Below are 12900 nucleotides of genomic sequence, written 5' to 3' on the forward strand. Positions count from 1 at the left end.
TGTCAGCGCCGGCTACCGGTTTCGGTGCCGGTGCGGGCTGCCAGCCGGGCGAAGGGGCCGCTGCCGTTACGAAGCTCTGCCGGCGTACCGCGCTCCACGATACGGCCGCCGTCGAGCACCACCACCTGGTCAGCGTTCTCCACTGTGGAGAGCCGGTGCGCGATGGTCAGCGTTGTCCGGCCCGCGGACAGCTGTTCGAGCGCCAGCTGCACCTGCGCTTCGGTCGTGTTGTCCAGAGCGGAGGTGGCTTCATCCAGCACCAGTACCGGCGGATTCCGCAGGATGGTCCGGGCGATCGCCAGGCGCTGCTGTTCCCCGCCGGAGAAGCGGTGGCCGCGGGCGCCTACCAGAGTATCCAGGCCCTCCGGCAGGGCGCCGATGGCACCGGCGATCTGCGCGGCGGACAGTGCGTCCCAAAGCTCGTCGTCGGACGCTTCGGGGGCAGCAAGCAGCAGATTTTCGCGGACCGAGGCGTGGATGAGGTAGGTCTCCTGCGACACAACCCCCACGATCCGTGCCAGATCCCCGGGAGCAATGTCCTTAACGTTGATGCCGTCAATGGTGATGCGGCCGCCGGAGGCATCGTTCAGCCGCGGCACCAGCGAGGCCAGCGTGCTTTTGCCCGAGCCGGTGGGGCCGACGACGGCGGTGGTGGACCCGGCGGGCAGCATCAGGCTGACGCCGTGGAGGACGTCGGTGCCGCCGTCGTAGGAGAAACGGACGTCCTCGAACCGGACTTCACCGCGCAGGCGGGAGGCATCCAGCTGGACGGGATTCACTGGCGCCTTGATCTGCGGATCCAGATCCAGGTACTCGAAAATGCGGCTGAAAAATGCCAGCGCGGTGACCCACTGGACGCCGATGTCCAGCAGTCCCATCACCGGCCGGAAAATCGTGGCCTGCAGGCCGGTGAAAGCGACCAGCGTGCCGATCGTCATGCCGCCGCTGGTCGCCGGAAAACCGGCGGCCAGGTAGATCACTGCCGGGATGGCGGCAAAAACCACCTGCATGGTGGCCATCCGCCAGCGGCCAGCGAGCTGGCTGCGCAGCTCCAGGCCAACCAGGTTCTCGGACCGTGCGGTGAACCGCTCGGCGTCGCGCGGAATGGTGCCCAGGGTCTTGGCCAGGCGGACGCCGGAGACGGACAGGCCTTCCTCGACCTGGGTGTGCAGCGCCGCGAGTTCGCGCTGCCGTTCATCGGTGACGGTCCGGCGGAGCCGTGCGACTTTGCGGGACAGCCAGATCGCCGGCGGAAGCACCACCAGGGAAATCAGGCTCAGGCCGGGGGAGAGCGCCGCCATGGCAGCAGCAGTGGCGATCGTGGTGGTGAGGTTGGAGGCCACGCCTGTCGCCGTCGTCGTCACTACCGACTGCATGCCGGAGATATCGTGCGTCAGGCGGGACTGCACCTCACCGCCGCGGGTGCGGGTGAAGAACCCGAGGGACTGCGCCTGCAGATGCGTGAACAGCCGGACGCGGAGGGTGTGCATCACGCGCTGTCCCATCGCCGTGGCCAGCCAGGTCTGGACGACGCCGATCGCCGAGGTAAGGGCGGCAACCCCGACCATGGAGGCGGTGAGGATAAGCAGCAGCCTGGTGTTGCCGTGCGGAAGGGCGTCGTCGATCACGGCGCGGACCAGGAAAGGCTGGGCCAGGTTGATCACCGACGCGGCACTGATCAGCAGCACGACGACGGCGATGGTCCGTTTGTGCGGTGCGAACAACGCGGCGATGCGGCGCAGGCTGACCGGATGACGGCCCAGCTGTTTCTTGTCCGCCGGATTCAACCGGGCGGGACCCCGCCCGCCGCTGCCTCCGGGGCCGGGCCCGGGGACCGCGCCGGGTCCGTCGGGGATGCCGGCGCCCGGGCGTTCCCGGGTGGTGTTGTGAATGGCCAAAGGTTCCTCCTTGCTGAACCCGGTCTGCGCAGCTGTGGCCCGCGGCCGGATATGTAGAGGTTACCTCATTATGTGGTTGCCGTGAACCTGCTCGGTGTCTCACCGTCCGCACGGCGGTTTCCACTTTCCGCTTGGGGCGCCGCCTCAAGGGGGACCGTCACCAGGATGCTGCCCGGTCCGGCGCAGGTGTGCTTCGTACTCTCTGCGCTGCGTTTCGCCGCGAGCCGCCGCGTTGCACGGTCAGCCGTCCGCCGTGATGGCGTTGAGTGTACGCCCGCCCTTATCGCGGTTACCTCACAATGTGGTTGGGTATCGAAGAACTAGACTGATCCCATGCCCCACCCTTCCGATGATTCCGCTGCCCTTGGTGACCTGATGCACGCCGCCTTCCGCGGTCTGCGCGGCCGCTGGCTGACGCAGCTTGCACCGTTCGACCTGACACCGCACCAGTACCGGGCGCTCAACGCCGTCGCCCGGAACACGGACGACGGCGGCATGCGGCTCAAGGAACTGGCGGAGCAGCTGCGGATCGCTCCGCGGTCGGCGACCGAAGTGGTGGACCAGCTTGAGGGCAAGGGACTGGTGGTGCGCGGACCGGACCCATCCGACCGCCGGGCCACGCTCATTTCCCTGACGGCTGAAGGCACAGCGATGCGCGACGGAGTCCGCAGGGACCGTGCCAGGGAAGCCGATGAGTACTTCTCGGCGCTCTCTGCCGGGGACCGGGCGGAGCTTGCCCGGATACTGGGCCTCCTGGCGAAGGACGCGCCGGCAGGCCACTTCCGGCACGGCAGCGGCCGGCACGGCGGCAGCGGGCACGGCGGCAGCGGGTATGACAGGAGAGCACAAGACAGGAGAGCACAAGACGGCGGAGCACATGACGGCGTAGGACACAGCGGCGGAGGACACGGAGACCGGAGGTAGCTTTCGGCGGCCGACCGGCGACCATCCCCCACCAGCCCCCATTCCCGTCCGCCGCCCGCGCATCGTGGCAGGGGGGCTAGATGTCCTCCGCAAGAAGCCAAGCGGCGGCGGGCTCCCGGATACGGGAAAGGCCCTTGTACTCGACCAGATCCTCCGGCAGGCCACGCAGAACCTCACCGAACCGTATGCGCCACTGAGGGACCAGGGCCAGGTCCCGCAGTGACAGCAGGTAGGTGCGGATCAGGAACAGCAGGACGCCGGTGGTGGGCACCTTGACCAGGTGCTGGACCTCCACCCGCAGATGCAGCCGGTCCGGCAGGGCGGGATCCTCCGCAATTGCCGCTCGATCCGGTCCCCACTCGGGATAGGTCTCGGTGGAGATGTCCAGGCGGCGGTCCACCGAAACGCTCCAGTTGGTCCGCCGGTACGGTTCACCGGGCTGGAGGCCGATGAGGAACTTTTCCGCCCGCTCGATGATGCCCATGTCCGCCAGCCGGGGCACGGGCGCGTGAATCTCGCTGAATGGAAGGCCGACGTCGAACCCCAGGGACCAGTTGGACGCAAAGGTGACGACTCCGGCGTCCAGCCAGAGCGCTCCGCCGCGGTGGTCCAGAAGGGCAAAGTCCTCCTGCATCTGGCTGGACAGGAACCGGAGCGCGCCGCCGGGGAGCGTGGATTCATCTCCGTAGGTAAAGGAGAGGTCGCTGCCGGCCAGCTCGTTGACCCAGCGGCACCGGCTTCCGCTGCGCTGGTACCGCATCGATTCGGGATAGGAGCCTGCCAGTTCGGACAGGACATAGTTCAATGCGCCCCACACGCTGGGCCGCATCAGCGGGTCTTCGGCTGCGCGGCTGGGATCGGCCGCCAGAATGCTGCGCCGGGCGGCGAGGTCCGGGGAGTAGCCGCCGTCCACGTCGACGATCCGCCCGCCCCATCCGCCCGCGGCCGTGGGCGTGAACCGTCCGGCCGGCTCCACATTGACGCTGTACATGTACTGCCCGTGCGGGAAAGGGAACGGAAACCGGCGCACATGCGCGGGCAGCCCAGCATCCATATGCGTGCCGCCGCCGCGTGTCACAGGTCCACTCCGAGCCGGTCTCCGGCAGCCCGGGAAACACAGGGCATCAGCACGGTATTGCTGCTCCGGGCCTCCGCCGGCAGGCAGCTGTCGCGGTGCAGGGGAAGCCCGGAGGTCACCGGGAGCCGGCACTCGCCGCACACACCCTGCCTGCACAGGTTGGGTACCCGGAAGCCCTCGTCCTCCAGTGCTTCCAGCAGTGAGATCCCGGCTGGCACGGGCACGTCCCTGCCGCTGCGCTCCAGATGCGCGGTGAAAGCCCGCCCCGGATCAAGCGCCGCGTGATCGAACACCTCCCGGTGGAGCCGCTCCTCCGGCCAGCCCAAACTCCGGGCAGCGCCGATTACAGCTTTGACCAGGCCGGCGCCGCCGCAGACATAGAGATGGGTGCCCATGGGCTGGAATGCCAACGCCTTGGAAAGCCGGCGGCGGAATGCCTCCCGGTTCGGACACTCGATGAGCCTGCCGCCGCACAGCTCCCGCAGTTCCTGCAGATGCGGTGCGGTTCCGGGGCGGTAGGTGTAGAGCACCGAATACGGCTGGCGCCACATCTCAGCGGCCCGGACGTGGGACAGAACCGGAGTGACCCCGATGCCGCCGGCGATCAGAAGGTGCCGTGTGGCAGCCGGCCGCGGGCTGAAACCGTTGCGCGGCCGGGACACCTGGACCCGGTCTCCGGGCCGCAGGGCGTGGATAAAGCCGGAGCCGCCGCCGCCGTCGTGCAATAGAACTGAGATGGTGTACTCGGTTGGCGCCGTTCCCGAACCGGTGAGCGAGTAGGCATTCACCTTGGTGCCGCATTCGACCAGGAGATGGCTGCCCGGCACAAACTCCGGCAGCCTGGCCCCGCTGTCCGGGACCAGGACCAGAGACCGCACTCCGGGCGCTTCGTCACGGACGGCCTGGACCACCAGCGAGAACCCCTGCCGCAGGGGGAGCGGGCGCCGGACACCGTCAGCCCGGAACATGTCAGCCTGGTTCACCTTTGCCCCTTCCGTTCAGGCGCCGGCTCAAGGCCGGCGGCGACCCCGAGGTAGGCGGCCAGGCTACGGGAGAAATGGCCGACGATCTGCAGTCCGCGCCCGCAGCCGCAGCAGTCGGCGCGGGATCCGGGCTCCAGTGCAGTGCGGGTGATGGTCCGGCAGTGCGGGCAGTAAACGCGTCGGACGGGGTCCGGCCGGGGCAGCAGCAGGATTTCGGCAGCGACCATTCCGCAAGCCAGGGCATCGGTCCGCGCCGCGAGGACGTCGGTTTCCGGACCGGCCAGGATCAGCTGGGTTCCGACGACGGCGGCCCGCACCTGAGCGCGGAGCCACTGAGCCTCGGCCGCCCCGTAGAGCGGCGGGACAGGAAAGCCAGTCCCTAAACCGGCGCCGGGATCGGTGCCGGGATCCGGATCGGAGCCGGCGGGCTGCTGCCCGCTGACCGGCGCCGGGTGAAAGTCTGCCGTAATGGTGGCCACCCGGCCGGCACCCAGAAACTCCAGCAGGCGTTCCCGGTCCGCATCTGTAAAGGCCAGGGCTATCCGGTATCGGACGAACCTATCCGGCACCGCACCGACGCTGTTCCCAGCCGGGTCTGCCCGCACGGCCGCCTCCAGCGGAACTGGATCCACATATCCTCCCTGGCCGGGCGGCACGCAGGCCACCATTGGGTAGTTCTGCAGTTCAGGGTAAACGCAGGTCCCGGGCTGTGTCAGCCAGGACGAGGAGGATTCAGCGAAGCGGATCAGGCCGGCAGCACTGCGGTAAGCGAAGTTGCACCGATTTCGTGCCGTGCGTTCCCGCGGGCTGTTCGCGGCAGCAAGCCCGCGCGTAGCGTCGACTAGGACACTGCTTCGACCAGGACACCGCTCCGGCAGAACCACCCGGAGCGCGCCCGGCGATCCGGGAGGTTGTTCCCATGCCAGCACATGAATCCCGTTCCACTGATGCTCCCCGTCCGGCTGCCCGTCCCAGACGCCACCGCGGCGAATCCAACGCGGGCGCGTACCTGTCCGTGCGTACCTGGCTGCTGCCCCTGTTTGTGCTCCTGCTGCTCGGAGGCACCGGTTCGGCACTGTATATCGGCGGGCTGGGCAGTCCGGCCGATCACCTGAAGCACGTGCCAATCGCCGTCGTCAACCGTGACCAGGGCAGCAATGCCGGCGGCACCGACCAGAACTTCGGGCAGAGCATCACCGACACCCTGACGGAGAACTTCGGCAAGACCGATGAGATCGACCTCCGGCAGCTGGACTGGGACACTGCCCAGCAGCAGCTGGGCTCCGGGCAGGTCTATGCCGCGGTGGTGTTTTCCGAGGACTTCTCCGCCGACGCCACCGGCCTGGTGTCCTCCAGCCTCACGGCAACGGAGGCCAGCCGGCCGGAGGTCACGCTCTACACCAATCCGCTCGCCAGTCCGCTGGGAAGCCAGCTGGCGGCGGAAGCCGTTGAACCGGCCCTGCGCGAGGCCAGCAGCAGCCTGGGCGGTCAGCTGGAGTCCTCGGCGCAGGCCGCCCAGGCCGAAGCAGAGCGGACCCTGGACCGGACGCTGGCCCAGGTACCGCTGCCGGCAGCAGTGGAGAGCAGCCTGGCCCCGCAGATCGATGGAACGTCAGCCGCGGTCCTGCGGGATCCAATCCAGGTGACCCAGACCCCCTTCGCAAGCCCGCCCGAAGGCGCTGCGCTTGGCATGGGCGCGTTCTTCTACTCCGTGCTGCTTATGGTGGTGGGAATCAGCGGATCGGTCACGCTGCACTTCCTCATCGATTCGCGGCTGGGGGTCAGTCCGGTGGAGCTGGGCACCAGGTTTGTCCTCGGCCCCCGGCTGCAGCCGGCCCGCTGGGTCACGTTCCTGCTCAAGTGGGGGCTGATGCTGGTTATCGCCCTGCCCACCGCGGGCCTGGTGATGTGGATCGCCAATCTGGTGGGCATGCCGATCCCGCACGGCGGATGGTTCTTCTTCAGCACGTGGCTGTCACTCGCCACGATTTCAGCCGTCACGCTGGGACTGGTGAGCCTCTTTGGCAGCGCCGGGCTGATCCTCTCGATGATCTACGTGGTGTTTATGGGGCTTCCTGCTGCCACCGGCGTGGTTCCGCTGGAAATGCTTCCCGGCTTCTTCAGCTTCATCGCCAGGGCAGAGCCGCTCTATCAAATGACCATCGCCAACAAGGCGATCCTCTATTTTGATGCCGAAGCAGGAGCCGGACTTCAGGCAGGAATGATCGGAATGGGCGTCATCATCCTGATCTTTGTGGTGCTGGCCCTGGCGGCGGGCCTGCTGTACGACAGGCTGTTCGGTGTCCGGGCTGCTTTGCCGGAACGGAAAAAGGCCGCCCGGACCTGACACGGGCCCTGGCCCCGCAGTCCGTGGATCCGTCATGGAACGGTCCGTTTTGGTAAGCGAGCCCGGTGGTGGGAAAATCCGATGATGCGTCCCATGCAGAATTCCAGCCGTTTGCAGAACATCCGCTACGATCTCCGGGGCCCCGTGCAGCACGTGGCCAAGCAAATGGAGGCCGCCGGCCAGCGGATTCTGAAAATGAACCTGGGTGATCCTGCGCCCTTCGGGCTGGAGGCACCGGAGTCGATCGTGGTGGACATGATCCACCATCTGCGCGGCGCGCAGGGATACAGCGACTCCAAGGGCATCTTCTCCGCACGGACAGCGATCTCGCAGTATTACCAGACCCGCGGTCTGATGCAGATAGGTGTGGAGGACATCTTCATCGGCAACGGTGTCAGCGAGCTGATTTCCATGACGCTGCAGGCGTTCCTGGAACCGGGCGACCAGGTCCTCATTCCCTCCCCGGACTACCCGCTGTGGACGGCGTCCGTGATGCTCTCCGGTGGTGAAGCCGTGCATTACGCCTGCGACGAGCAGAGCAACTGGTGGCCGGACATGGCCGATCTGGAAGCCAAGATCACTGACCGTACCCGGGCCATCGTGATCATCAATCCGAACAATCCCACCGGCGCCGTCTATCCCCGGCACATCCTGGAACAGTTCGCTGACCTGGCCCGCCGCCACGAGCTGGTGCTCTTCTCTGATGAGATTTACGAAAAGATCCTCTACAAGGACGCAGTGCATATCCACACTGCGTCGGTGGCCGGGGACCTGCCGGTGCTGACCTTCTCCGGGCTGTCCAAGGCCTACCGGATGCCCGGTTACCGTGCAGGCTGGGTCGCGGTGACCGGCAAGCGGGCCGATACCGCGGCGTACCGGGAGTCACTCGGCCTGCTGGCTTCACTGCGGCTTTGCCCCAACGTGCCCGCGCAGCACGCCATCCAGACCTCCCTGGGCGGTTACCAGAGCATCGGAGACCTGGTGAAGCCCGGCGGGCGCCTGGCGGAGCAGGGGGACCTGGCGTGCCGGCTGCTTAACGAAATCCCCGGCGTCAGCTGCGTACCGGCCGCCGGCGCGATGTATCTCTTCCCGAAGCTGGACCGTGAGATGTATCCGTTCGACGACGACGAGAAGTTTGTCCTGGACCTGCTCGAAGAGCAGAAGATCCTGGTTTCGCAGGGAACTGCCTTCCACTGGCCGGACCCGGACCACTTCCGCTTTGTGATCCTCCCGGCAGAGGACGACATCCGAGACGCCGTCAACCGTATTGCCTCCTTCCTGGCCAGCCACCGGCACAACCCCGGTGCGGTGGAGGAAACCGCCGAGGATACCGGCGGTGCTCCTGCGGCCGCAGAGGTGTCCGCGGTCTGACCTAGCTGCCGCTCCGTCCGTGGACCAGGCCGGTGCGGATTCCAAGGGTGACCGGCTGTGGTTCGATCGGTGCGCTGCAGCAGGAGGAAGCCTCCGGTGCTTCGGCACTGCCGGAGGCGACGGGGGTCACCGAGCAGACACCGGTCTCCGGCAGTTCCAGTTCCACCCGGTCGGCAGCGGCACGGTCCCCGGCCAGCGCTGCGGCGATTGAACGTACCTGCTCATAGCCTGTGGCCATCAGGAACGTGGGTGCCCGTCCGTAGGACTTCATGCCGGCGATGTAGAAGTCTTCCTCAGGGTGGGCCAGCAGCTTTGCGCCGTGCGGCTCCACCGTCCCGCAGCTGTGGAATTCCGGGTCGATGAGCGGCCCCAGCCCGCTGGGTGCCTCGACCGAGGCATCCAGGTCCAGCCGCAGTTCCCGCAGGAACCCCAGGTCCGGCCGGAACCCGGTGGCTGGAACCAGTACGTCCACGTCCAGGGCCGCCGGGCCCGCCGGTGTCTCCGCCTGCACCGTCAGGGTTCCGCCGCCGGCCGCCGAAGCGGCAGCGAACCCTGTGATGCTGAATCCGGCATGCAGCGTAAGCGCCCCGGCGTCAACCAGTCCGCGCAGCCTGGTGCCCAGCTCTCCGCGGGCGGGCAGCCCGTCCAAGTCCCCTCCGCCGTACAGTGCCTCCGGAGTGGCGCCGCGGACGGCCCAGGAAATCCGGGTGCCGGGGGCGTCCACCGTCAGCTGGTGCAGTGCCAGGACCGTGTTGGCTGCGGAGTGCCCGGCGCCCACCACCAGGACGTGTTTTCCGGCGAAGAGCCGGGAATCCGCCCCGAGGACGTCCGGCAGGGGCTGGGTAATAAAGCCCGCGTCCCTGGCCGCCTGCTCGCCCGGTGCGGGAAGTCCGGCCTGGCCCAGCGGATTGGGCGTCTGCCAGGTGCCGGATGCGTCGATGACGGCCCGCACCGTGTAATCGGCCAGCCCGCCCTGCGGGCCTTCGGTTCGGACCAGGAAGGGCGCATCGCTGCGGCCTGCCGACCTGGTCTTGTCCAGACCCAGCCGGGTCACGGCCGTTACCCGGGTGGACGTGCGGAGGGCCCCGGCAAGGCGGGGGAGGCGGGAGAGGGGCAGTAGATACCGGTCTGCCAGTTCCTGTCCGGTCGGCAGTTCATCCTGATCAGGTGCGGCCCAGCCTGCAGCGGTGAGCAGCCGGCGGGCCGCGGCGTCAATGTTGTACTGCCAGGGCGAGAACAGCCGCACCTGTCCCCAGGACTGGACGGCGGCTGCCGCCGTCGGACCGGCTTCCAGGATGAGCGGCTGCAGGCCGCGTTCGAGCAGATGTGCGGCTGCGGCAAGCCCAACGGGCCCCGCGCCGATGACGGCGACGGGCAGCGTGCTGGGGATTTTGCTCATGGATTTTCCTTCTGCAGTTCGGGGAACAGGGATTCAAGCAGGATTCCCACCCGCTGCCGGATCGCATCGCGGATGGGCCGGACAGCCTCAAGGTCCTGTCCGGCCGGGTCGGCCAGTTCCCAGTCCTCGTAGCGTTTCCCCGGGAAAACCGGGCAGGTGTCGCCGCAGCCCATGGTGATCACGACGTCGGACTTCTGGACGGTAGCTGTTTCCAGGGCGGTGGGGCATTCGGCCGAGATGTCGATGCCGGCTTCGGCCATGGCTGCCACGACCGCCGGATTCAGGGCCGCCGCCGGTGCTGAACCGGCCGAACGGACCTGGACCTGCCCAGCCGAAAGATGGGTGAGGTAGGCGGCAGCCATCTGGGAGCGGCCGGCGTTATGGACACAGACAAAGAGGACGCTGGGTTTCATGGTGTGGGGGTTCCTTCGTGGAGGAGGGTGGGTGCGCCGGGGGCGAAGAACCGTTTCCGGGTCCAGAGGGCGGCGTAGACCAGCGCCACCAGGACCGGGACTTCAATGAGGGGGCCAACGACGCCGGCCAATGCCTGCCCGGACGCGGCGCCGAAGGTGCCAATGGCCACGGCGATGGCCAGCTCGAAGTTGTTCCCGGCAGCGGTAAAGGCGAGCGTTGTGGTGCGGGCGTAGCCCAGCCGCAGCAGCCAGCCGAGAAGCATGCCGGCCGCAAAAACCACCACGAAGTATACGAGGAGTGGCAGCGCAATCCTGGCAACGTCCAGGGGATTGGATGTGACCTGCTTCCCCTGCAGGGCAAAAAGGATGGTGATCGTGAACAGCAGTCCGTACAGCGCCCAGGGGCCGAGCCTGGGAAGGAAGCGGGCCTCGTACCACGTGCGTCCGCGGGCCTTTTCGCCGAGCACGCGGGTGAGGAATCCCGCAGCGAGGGGAAGGCCGAGGAAAACCAGCACGGATCCCGTGATTGCCCCGAAGGAGAATCCGGCACTGGTGGTTTCCAGGCCCAGCCAGCCGGGCAGGATCTGCAGGTAGAACCATCCCAGGGCACCGAACGCCAGGACCTGGAACACGGAGTTGACGGCGACGAGCACTGCTGCCGCTTCGCGGTCCCCGCAGGCGAGGTCGTTCCAGATCAGGACCATGGCAATGCAGCGGGCCAGTCCCACGATGATCAAACCGGTCCGGTACTCGGGCAAATCCGGCAGGAACACCCAGGCCAGCACGAACATCAGAGCGGGGGAGAGGACCCAGTTCAGCACCAGGGAGGTCAGCATCAGTCTTTTGTCCCGGAGCACCCCGCCGGTCTCCGTGTACCGCACCTTGGCCAGGACCGGATACATCATCACCAGGAGGCCGACGGCGATGGGCAGCGACACTCCGGCCACCTGGACGGCCTCGAGGGCGCCTCCGAAGCCGGGGATCCAGGTGCCCAGGCCCACGCCGAGCGCCATGGCGGCAAAAATCCAGAGCGGGAGGAACCGGTCAAGGGTGGATAGCCGCGCCGGCTGGGCTAAACCGGCCGAAGTGGCGGCAAGGGTGTTCATGGGTCTCCACAACTCAGATATCGACAAACTTCAATTGAAGTATTTCCTCATGCATCGACGATTGTCAATCTCTGCGGCATACTGGAGGCATGAGCGTATCCCTCAACGAGCCCGCCGGTGCCCCGGCCCTGTCCCTGGACGCCGCAAGCTGTGCTTCCGGCGCCGTCAAAGGCCTGGAACCCGCCCGCGCCGAAGCCGTGGCCAAACTGTTCAAAGCGGTGGCTGATCCGAACCGGGTGCGGATACTCTCCATCATCTCGGCCAGTCCGGGCGCGGAGGCCTGCGTCTGCGACCTCACCGAGCAGCTTCAGCTGGGCCAGCCCACCATCTCCCACCACCTGAAAATCATGGTGGCTGCCGGGCTGCTGCACCGCGAGAAACGCGGAGTCTGGGCACATTACTCACTTGTCCCGGGCGCATTGGAGAAACTCGCAGGGTCCGTCCAGGAGCTGGACGTTCCCGCAGGTTACCCACAGGGCTAACTGCCGTCTGCTCGGCACCACAATCCAGCCATGACCGTGGCGCCGGCTTCCTCGTCCCGCAGCACGGTGGGCCGCAGGCCGGCAGCAGCAAAAACGGCACTCAGGGCCGGCGTTTGGCTGGTGCTGCATTCCACGAACAGCCGGCCGCCGCGCCGGAGCCATTCCGGTGCCTCAACGGCGATCCGGCCCAGAACCGAGATGCCCTGTGCACCGCCGTCGAAGGCTTCGGCAGGTTCGTGCTCCCGGGCATCCCGCGGCATCAATTCCAGATCCTCCGTAGGCACGTACGGGGCGTTCGCCACCACCACGTCGATCCGGCCGCGGAGTGTGCGGGGCAGGGGAGCAAACAGGTCGCCCTGGTAAACAACGGCCCGGTCCCCGAGGTTCGACCGGGCACACCGGACAGCAGCCGGTAGAAGGTCGGCCGCGTGCAGCACGGCGGACGGAACGGCCGCAGCAACCGCGGCACTGATGGCACCGGACCCGCAGCACAGCTCCAGCACCACCGGTTCCCCGCTATCTGCCTCCGGCTTGCCGTTCCGCCGGGGCCGGCGGCCCTGCAGGCTCTGAAGGCTCTGGAGGCTCTGAAGGCTCTGAATGACGGCGGCAGCCAGGAACTCCGTCCGCCGCCTCGGGATGAAGACGCCCGGGCCCACCCGGATCCGCAGAGCACCGAATTGTGCCCAGCCGAGGAGATACTCGAGAGGTTCTCCGGCGGCCCGCCGGCTGAGCAGGGCATCCAGTTCGCTGTCCGTTGCTGCGGCAGCCGCCAGCAGCTGTGCCTCTTCTTCGGCGAAAACGCAGCCGGCCGTGCGCAACCGGGACACTGACAGGGGCAGCGACGCCTCTGGATCAAAGTGATCCAACCGATTAAACTTCCGCATATATTTCACGGTCCT

12 protein-coding genes are annotated in these 12900 nt (G+C 67.4%); 4 read left to right on the forward strand and 8 right to left on the reverse strand.

Features of this window, described 5'->3' with window-relative positions:
* Positions 1-2: 2 nt before the first annotated feature.
* The gene (locus ArtHe_RS05430; protein WP_248319679.1) at positions 3-1856 is read right to left on the reverse strand and encodes an ABC transporter ATP-binding protein; all 1854 of its coding nucleotides are present in this window, start codon (positions 1854-1856) and stop codon (positions 3-5) included.
* A gap of 375 nt (positions 1857-2231) precedes the next feature.
* On the opposite strand from ArtHe_RS05430, the gene ArtHe_RS05435 reads away from it, so the two are divergent.
* Positions 2232-2822: a MarR family transcriptional regulator gene (locus tag ArtHe_RS05435; protein WP_248319093.1), complete on the forward strand. Its 591-nt coding sequence runs from the start codon at positions 2232-2234 to the stop codon at positions 2820-2822.
* 76 nt (positions 2823-2898) lie between these two features.
* Here ArtHe_RS05435 and ArtHe_RS05440 read toward each other — a convergent pair whose 3' ends face one another.
* The 3 genes from ArtHe_RS05440 to ArtHe_RS05450 are packed head-to-tail and all read right to left on the reverse strand — an operon-like array spanning position 2899 to position 5515.
* A complete protein-coding gene (locus ArtHe_RS05440) occupies positions 2899-3900 on the reverse strand; it encodes a DUF3445 domain-containing protein (RefSeq protein ID WP_248319094.1) in 1002 nt (333 codons plus the stop codon).
* Positions 3897-4883: a PDR/VanB family oxidoreductase gene (locus ArtHe_RS05445; RefSeq protein ID WP_248319095.1), complete on the reverse strand. Its 987-nt coding sequence runs from the start codon at positions 4881-4883 to the stop codon at positions 3897-3899. The genes ArtHe_RS05440 and ArtHe_RS05445 overlap by 4 nt, the downstream gene beginning before the upstream one ends.
* A complete protein-coding gene (locus ArtHe_RS05450) occupies positions 4880-5515 on the reverse strand; it encodes a dimethylamine monooxygenase subunit DmmA family protein (RefSeq protein ID WP_248319096.1) in 636 nt (211 codons plus the stop codon). Before ArtHe_RS05450 ends, ArtHe_RS05445 begins: the two co-directional genes overlap by 4 nt.
* Before the next feature lie 287 nt (positions 5516-5802).
* Between ArtHe_RS05450 and ArtHe_RS05455 the strand changes: the two genes are divergently transcribed.
* Both ArtHe_RS05455 and ArtHe_RS05460 read left to right on the forward strand, forming a co-directional pair.
* Complete coding sequence (locus ArtHe_RS05455; RefSeq protein WP_248319097.1) at positions 5803-7230, forward strand: ABC transporter permease; 1428 nt, start codon at positions 5803-5805, stop codon at positions 7228-7230.
* Positions 7231-7314: 84 nt separating this feature from the next.
* The gene (locus ArtHe_RS05460) at positions 7315-8601 is read left to right on the forward strand and encodes a pyridoxal phosphate-dependent aminotransferase (protein ID WP_248319680.1); all 1287 of its coding nucleotides are present in this window, start codon (positions 7315-7317) and stop codon (positions 8599-8601) included.
* 1 nt (position 8602) lies between these two features.
* On the opposite strand, the gene ArtHe_RS05465 is transcribed toward ArtHe_RS05460, so the two are convergent.
* Genes ArtHe_RS05465 through arsB form a run of 3 tightly spaced genes read right to left on the reverse strand, consistent with a single transcriptional unit; the run spans position 8603 to position 11519 of the window.
* Positions 8603-10000, reverse strand: a complete 1398-nt coding sequence (locus ArtHe_RS05465) for an FAD-dependent oxidoreductase (protein WP_248319098.1) — start codon at positions 9998-10000, stop codon at positions 8603-8605.
* Positions 9997-10413, reverse strand: coding sequence for an arsenate reductase ArsC (locus ArtHe_RS05470; protein WP_248319099.1), 417 nt, complete (start codon positions 10411-10413; stop codon positions 9997-9999). Before ArtHe_RS05470 ends, ArtHe_RS05465 begins: the two co-directional genes overlap by 4 nt.
* Positions 10410-11519 (reverse strand): ACR3 family arsenite efflux transporter, encoded by a 1110-nt coding sequence (arsB, locus tag ArtHe_RS05475; RefSeq protein WP_248319100.1) that lies wholly within the window; start codon positions 11517-11519, stop codon positions 10410-10412. The genes ArtHe_RS05470 and arsB overlap by 4 nt, the downstream gene beginning before the upstream one ends.
* An 89-nt stretch (positions 11520-11608) precedes the next feature.
* Here arsB and ArtHe_RS05480 point away from each other — a divergent pair, with 89 nt between their 5' ends.
* Positions 11609-12001 carry a metalloregulator ArsR/SmtB family transcription factor gene (locus ArtHe_RS05480; protein ID WP_248319101.1) on the forward strand — a complete coding sequence of 131 codons (393 nt, stop codon included), beginning with the start codon at positions 11609-11611 and terminating at the stop codon, positions 11999-12001.
* Here the strand turns inward: ArtHe_RS05480 and ArtHe_RS05485 are convergent.
* A complete protein-coding gene (locus ArtHe_RS05485) occupies positions 11998-12885 on the reverse strand; it encodes a HemK family protein methyltransferase (RefSeq protein WP_248319102.1) in 888 nt (295 codons plus the stop codon). The two genes, ArtHe_RS05480 and ArtHe_RS05485, sit on opposite strands and share 4 nt — an antisense overlap.
* Positions 12886-12900 lie beyond the last annotated feature (15 nt).

The organism is Arthrobacter sp. Helios (assembly GCF_023167125.1).
GTDB classification, from domain to species: domain Bacteria; phylum Actinomycetota; class Actinomycetes; order Actinomycetales; family Micrococcaceae; genus Arthrobacter_B; species Arthrobacter_B luteolus.

Excerpts from the sequence above, each read along its gene's own strand:
- ArtHe_RS05480 (WP_248319101.1), top strand. The coding sequence starts at position 11,609 with ATGAGCGTATCCCTCAACGAGCCCGCCGGTGCCCCGGCCCTGTCCCTG.
- ArtHe_RS05460 (WP_248319680.1), top strand. The coding sequence starts at position 7,315 with ATGCGTCCCATGCAGAATTCCAGCCGTTTGCAGAACATCCGCTACGAT.
- arsB (WP_248319100.1), bottom strand. The coding sequence starts at position 11,519 with ATGAACACCCTTGCCGCCACTTCGGCCGGTTTAGCCCAGCCGGCGCGG.
- ArtHe_RS05455 (WP_248319097.1), top strand. The coding sequence starts at position 5,803 with ATGCCAGCACATGAATCCCGTTCCACTGATGCTCCCCGTCCGGCTGCC.
- ArtHe_RS05485 (WP_248319102.1), bottom strand. The coding sequence starts at position 12,885 with ATGCGGAAGTTTAATCGGTTGGATCACTTTGATCCAGAGGCGTCGCTG.
- ArtHe_RS05435 (WP_248319093.1), top strand. The coding sequence starts at position 2,232 with ATGCCCCACCCTTCCGATGATTCCGCTGCCCTTGGTGACCTGATGCAC.
- ArtHe_RS05470 (WP_248319099.1), bottom strand. The coding sequence starts at position 10,413 with ATGAAACCCAGCGTCCTCTTTGTCTGTGTCCATAACGCCGGCCGCTCC.
- ArtHe_RS05465 (WP_248319098.1), bottom strand. The coding sequence starts at position 10,000 with ATGAGCAAAATCCCCAGCACGCTGCCCGTCGCCGTCATCGGCGCGGGG.